This window comes from Teichococcus aestuarii (genome assembly GCF_042651065.1).
GTDB classification, from domain to species: Bacteria; Pseudomonadota; Alphaproteobacteria; order Acetobacterales; family Acetobacteraceae; genus Pseudoroseomonas; species Pseudoroseomonas aestuarii.
Map to the genome: position 1 here is coordinate 21057 of NZ_JBHSCH010000060.1, position 6000 is coordinate 27056.

Annotated in this window: 4 protein-coding genes; 1 reads left to right on the top strand and 3 read right to left on the bottom strand. The window is 62.2% G+C overall.

Annotation, left to right across the window (positions count from 1 at the left end; all coding sequences use genetic code 11):
- Positions 1-294: 294 nt before the first annotated feature.
- Positions 295-495 (bottom strand): thermonuclease family protein, encoded by a 201-nt coding sequence (locus ACFOY6_RS18870; protein WP_379632462.1) that lies wholly within the window; start codon positions 493-495, stop codon positions 295-297.
- Positions 496-1808: 1313 nt separating this feature from the next.
- On the opposite strand from ACFOY6_RS18870, the gene ACFOY6_RS18875 reads away from it, so the two are divergent.
- Positions 1809-3824 (top strand): ATP-binding protein, encoded by a 2016-nt coding sequence (locus ACFOY6_RS18875; protein ID WP_379632460.1) that lies wholly within the window; start codon positions 1809-1811, stop codon positions 3822-3824.
- A gap of 551 nt (positions 3825-4375) precedes the next feature.
- Here ACFOY6_RS18875 and ACFOY6_RS18880 read toward each other — a convergent pair.
- Complete coding sequence (locus ACFOY6_RS18880) at positions 4376-5122, bottom strand: Crp/Fnr family transcriptional regulator (RefSeq protein ID WP_379632458.1); 747 nt, start codon at positions 5120-5122, stop codon at positions 4376-4378.
- A gap of 167 nt (positions 5123-5289) precedes the next feature.
- On the bottom strand, positions 5290-6000 hold a 711-nt coding region (locus ACFOY6_RS18885; RefSeq protein ID WP_379651933.1), incomplete at its 5' end, for a Crp/Fnr family transcriptional regulator.

Sequence of the window (6000 nt, forward strand, 5' to 3'; positions counted from 1 at the left end):
GACGCTTCATCTGTTCATCTGTTTTTAGATGGAAATTTGGAGGAATGGTGTCCGCGGCGGGATTGATAGAAACCTGATAATAGAACCAATTACTGTATCTAACCGACGGAAGAGCACCGCAGAAAATCAAGCGCTTAGGCCAGTCTTTGTCTAACCGAGGTCGCCTTTTCTAGCAGCGCGTCGCCACATCCAAGGCGGCACCCTCTCCGCCTCCGGTAACCTCTAAAGCCCGCGGCGTGCTGCCCGGGCATCTCGCTCGACCGCCAGCATCGACTGGTCACGCAGGTATTGCCATTAGACCCCGGCATCCCCTCGCCTGACCAGCTTGCGGTTCACATCCAGGCCGCCCAGCCAGACCTTCTCTACCGTTCGGCCGTACCGGTCGGTGTCGACCACTTCCACCCGTACGCTCCGCTGGAAGGCTAAGTCGGCCAGCGACTGGCACGCGCCCCAGAGCTGTCGGCTTTCCAGCGCGTCGATCTCGGCCAGCCGCACCTTTACCTGCTCCCGCTCGGCGATCAGCCGCGTCAGGGTCTCGCCGCCAAATGCCCACGACCAGGCCCACCAACTCCGTGGCGCTTGCCTGAGGCGGTCGCGATAAGCCGATCAGCAGGGCAGCGAGAAGATCCGGAGATACAGCGCGAATGGCCAGCATCAGCCGAGGATAGCGACAAGACCCTAAAGATCTCCCTGCTATCACGCGAATCTTGTTCTTCTTTCGTTCTGCATGATAGCGTCCGCAGCGGGGCGATTCGGCGGGGGCCGACTGATGATGGAGATTAGACATGCACGTCCGCCCGGCTCCGGCCGCCCCCCTCACCCTCCTGTCTTTCCGAGAGGCTCCACTGTCCCACTGGGAAGGATGGTTGATCCGCACGCGCTGCGCTGATCCGACCTGCCCACCCAATCGGCTGGTCTGCGTGGAGGAGGTGCTGGACGCACGGGGCGAGATGTCCGTCGAAGCCATGGCGGATCAGATGCGCTGCAGCGTTTGCGCCCGCTCTGTCACACGCGTCGCTCTCGTGAAGTCGTGTAAGGCTGGCGAGGTGATCAATCCGGTGCGCGGGGCCGCATTCTGGTGATGCGGCTGGCATCGGAGCACTTAGCTAATCGCGCCGACATGGATGAGCTGGAGAGCACCGAGCGTGACGCCGTGCTGGAGGCTGTCTGCTATGTGCTCCGCTACAGTCTTGAGGGTCGGCCGCTGGGGAAAACCCTGGCTTGCCCAGCGCCAGACCAAGCCGCGGACCGTGTGCTCGAGCAGCTGGAGCGCTCCGGGTGGCGGCTGGTCAGGCTGCCGCCGATCCCGCCGCACTCGACGGGATAAGGCGGACGGCTTGAGAGGGCCAACGTCTGGACTCTCGAGACCGCCCAGCCCGCGGGGGAGGAAGGCTGGGCGGTTAGCCTATCAGCCACTCGTTAAAGTGGAGATACGAGGGGAACACTAACCGGTGGTTGTGAGGTAGAGCAACAGAGGAGTGATCTCCAGAAGCAGAAATGCTCCTGCCGTGCCGCCGAAAAAGGCGCCTGCACGGTGGTACGCAGGGACGCCCGATAAGCCAGCATTGGCCTGCGGCAGGCGGAGGCGGCCGTGGCGGCCCTGCGCACCGCGCACGGCGCACGGCGCACGGCGCACGGTGCCTTCAAAGCGGCGCAGGCTGACCTTCAATGACGCCCAAAGAGTTCCGGCAGTGCCTGGTCGATCTCGATTGGAAGCCGGCAGAGGTGGCTCGTGTCCTGGACATGGAGCAGATCACCGTCAGGCGCTGGTCCTGTGGGCTAAGCCTGGTGCCGCCGGCCGCATCCACATGACACCGCGCGCTAGCGACCGGCGTACGCGCACTCATGGCACAGCATCCTGCATCTCCAGTGCACCGAAATACCTGCCGCGGTCGCTTGCACAATCAGCAAGCACCACATTTTGCCCTTGGCAAAAAGACAACCACGCCAATCGTACGGAGCAGGGCAGCCGAAATAATCCGCTACTGAAAAATTGTGAAAACTTCAAAGCTCGAGCTGATTTTTTCGGGCACCACCATGTCAGCATCTCTGCAGAAGGTTTCAAAAATCCATCGATGGGCAAAAAAGTAGACGGCTCTGCTCCTGATCAGGCCAATGATACCGGCATACCGGCTGCAGGTGCCATGGACCAGGGTGCCCTTGAACCACTAGGGCGACCTGGGCTCCATCATTGGAAACAGGCAAACATTGTCGATCCGAGCATTGAAAACCGAGGCAGCGTGTTCTTCGCTGCTGTCGAGATGACGCGGATGCCAATGATCTTAGCCGATCCGAGGCAGAGTGATTGCCCAATCGTCTTCGCCAACAATGCCTTCCTCGACCTGACCGGCTATGAGGAGGGAGAGGTGCTGAACCGCAACTGCCGCTTTCTCCAGGGCGCCGCAACCGATCCGATGGCGGTCACTCAACTGCGCGAGGCTATACGGGACCAACGTCCAATCGCCCTTGAGATCCTGAATTACAGGCGGGACGGCACACCCTTCTGGAACGCGATCTTCATGGGGCCGGTATTCGACCAGTCTGGAGAGTTGATCTATTTTTTCGCCAGCCAGCTTGACGTCTCCAAACGGCGGGAGAGCGAGCAGTCGCTGCGGCAGGCGCAGAAGATGGAAGCCATTGGTCAGCTTACTGCTGGGCTAGCCCATGACTTCAACAACATGCTGCAGATCGTCAACGGCAGCCTGGAGATAATGAAACATAAGCGCCATGACGAACGCGCTTTTGAACGATATCATTCCGCTGCTACGGCGGCTGCGGAACGCGGCTCCAAACTAACCCGCCAGTTGCTGGCTTTTGCTCGTCGCTCGCGGCTCGAGCCGAAAGGCGTCGACCTGAGCCAGCTGGTGAATTCCTTCGGCGAATTGCTGGAAAGTTCGGTGGGGCAACGAGCCGAGCTTTACCTTAGTCTGCAGCGGCGCCTTCCCGAGGTGAAGGTGGATCCGGTGCATCTCGAGATGGCGCTGCTCAACATTGTGGTGAATGCGCGTGACGCTTCGCCCAATGGCGGTGCAATCACCGTGAAGACCAAGGCCATCCACCTCAACGGCAACGCCGCGGCACATCACCTGGAGCCAGGTGATTACGTCATACTTTCGGTCAGTGACGAGGGCACGGGCATGCCCCCACACATCCAGGCGCGCGCCACCGAACCTTTCTTCACCACCAAGCCGCAAGGGCAGGGTACCGGCCTTGGCCTCGCCATGGCTCAGGGCTTTGTTCAGCAATCCGGTGGCCGGCTGGAGATCGAGAGCGAGCCGGGGCGTGGCACCACGATCCGCATGATCTTTCCAAAGATGGTGCAGGAAACGGAGGATCAGCGGTTCGAGGCACAGCAGAGCGGCTATCAGACGCGCGCGCTGAGCGAATCCACGGCGCCCCCCTTGATCCTTGTGGTGGATGATAGTCGGGAGATCGCCCACATGGCTCAGGAGGCGCTGATTGACATTGGCTACCGCGTGGTCGTCGCCTACAGCGCTGAGCAGGCGCTTGAGCGCTTTGATGAGGCCAAGGCGGCGAACGACCCATTCAGCCTCGTGTTCTCGGACGTGCTGATGCCAGGTGGAGCCAACGGGTTGGTTCTCGGGGAATGGGTGCGCGAACGCAGCCCTGATGTGCCAGTGGTGCTGACCACCGGCTATAATGACGAGATGTCGCTGAATGGCCCCCGAGACATTACGCTTGAGGTGCTGGGTAAGCCCTACAAGCGCAGTGAAATGATCGATCGTCTGCAGGCGGCGCTGCGCCGCGGCGCTCGTACCGGGCCCGATCGAGAGACCTCAGATTTTGGCCACGCTCGGGAATAGATACGGCCGATAAAAATCTAGTCGGAACAACGGCGCCCTACCGGGAGGCCCCGACAGGGCACCGTTGCCACCAATGTCCGCCCTCTAGTGTGCCGAGGAAGCACATCAGCTCAACCACGGCAGACAGCCTTAGTTGCAGCAAGGCATCGATTTTCCGAGGCCAAGCAGCCAGAATTTTGCGCTCAGCGGCCAGTTTTCAGAGGGACACGGCTAAGCCAGGTTCCTCTTTCCGTTTGACCTCGGATTTGCTGAGCAGGGTCCGGCGCTCACGCGGATCTGTCCCAGGATCACCAGGAAAAACCTTTAGGTTGATTTTCCCTAATTCGTGATGCTTAAAATGACGCATTCATCAAAAAAGGCTAGCGTCAAAGGGAGAACGACAGTGCTACAGACACATCTGGTTCCCATAGTGTGCGCGGTTATCAGCGCAGCCTCCATTCTCTGGCTGGCCTGTTCGGCCCTTTGCTGAAGGCCGCTCATCTGAATGCTCTCGCTGACGAATAAGGCAGCCTGGGCCTGGGGGGAGCCAGACATACGACAATCAAGGATTATCAGTTGCAGACGAGAGCCGGTGCCTTGTCCTGCTGCCCATAGAGACGGTCCCAGGCGCGGCGGACGGAGCCGTAGCATTCGCAGGCGGCGCTCTCCAGGCCGAGCCGGTCCATCACCGTAATCTGCCCTCGCGCGGAACAGATGATGCCGGCCTTGTGCAAGGCACCCGCCGTCTCGGTGATCCCGGCACGACGCACGCCCAGCATGATGCTGAGATATTCATGGGTCACCGGGAAGGTGTCACCTTCGATCCGATCATGCGCCATCAGGAGCCACCGGGCCAGGCGCTCCCGGATCCCGTGGCGGCCGTTGCAGGCGGCGGCGCGCGCCACCTGCTCGTAATGTACCAGGGCATAGCGTCGCAGAAGGGAGCGCAGGAACGGGATCTGCGCCAGCTCCTCCCGGAACAGAGCCGCGCCCATCCGCCAAGCCGTGCCGGAGTGCCGCACCATGGTCTCCAGTCCGTCGCGGTCGCCCTCGAGCAGGATTGGAAACCCGACTATGCCGTCATGGCCGATATGCCCCACCTCGGTGGGGTGGCCATCCTGCATGTAGGCGAGCATGGAGACGCAGCCGGTCTCGGGGAAGTAGACGGCGGTGATGGGCTGCTCCGGTGCGCACAGCACTTGGCGGCTGGAAAGCTCGACCAGGGTGAGCTGCGGCCATAGCCGCGCCAGGGCTTCCGGCGGCAGGGCAGCCAGCAGGCGGTTGCGGAAAACGGGTGGAGGCTGAGCGGAGAGAACCATGGCCGGCTCCTGCGACAGGGTGCCGGCGGGAGCGCGCAGCGTCTCTCAGTCACCTGCGCCGGAAGGGTCGCGGCAGGCAATGCCCACTACTTAGACAGGTCGAGCGCCGAAGCCATGTACGGAACCGTACAAAGAAGCGTGAAAGATCCGCCTTCCTAATGGCTGGCTCACCGACGATAAGGGACCTTGTTTCCGCCAAACAGGCGGTCGGAAGCACGGCGCTGGATGCCGTAGCATTCGCAGCTTGCGCTCTCGAGGCCTGGCCGGTCCGTTACCTCCAGGCGGCCGCGTTCGTAGCGGATGAACTGCGCCTTCTGCAGCACGCGGGCCGCCACGGTCACGCCGGCCCGCCGCACCCCCAGCATCATCGACATGAACTCATGCGTCATGGGGAACTCGTCCCCCTCAGCCCGGTCATGCGCCATCAGCAGCCAACGGGCGAGGCGATCCTCGATATGGTGGCGCCCGTTGCAGGCTCCGGTCCGCGCCACCTGCCCGTGATGAACCAGGGCGTAGCGCAGCAGCAGATGCCGCAGGTCGCGGTCCTCGTCCATCGCCTCGCGCAGCGCGCCCGCATCCAGGCGGAAGGCATCGCCGGGGGCTTGCACTATGGCCTCCAGATCGTCGAACTCATCGGCGAGCACGACAGGCAGACCAACCACCCCCTCGGTTCCGATAAGCCCCACCTCCATCGCATCTCCATCCTCCGTATAGGAGAGCATGGAGCACCACCCGCTTTCCGGGAAATAGACGTGCTCGATGGGCACCTCGACGTCGTGCAGCACCTGGCGGAGCGGCATCTCCACCCGTTCCAGCTTCGGCCAGAGGCGGGCGAGGCTGTCCGGCGGCAGGGCGGCGAGCAGGCGGTTGCGGGGCGT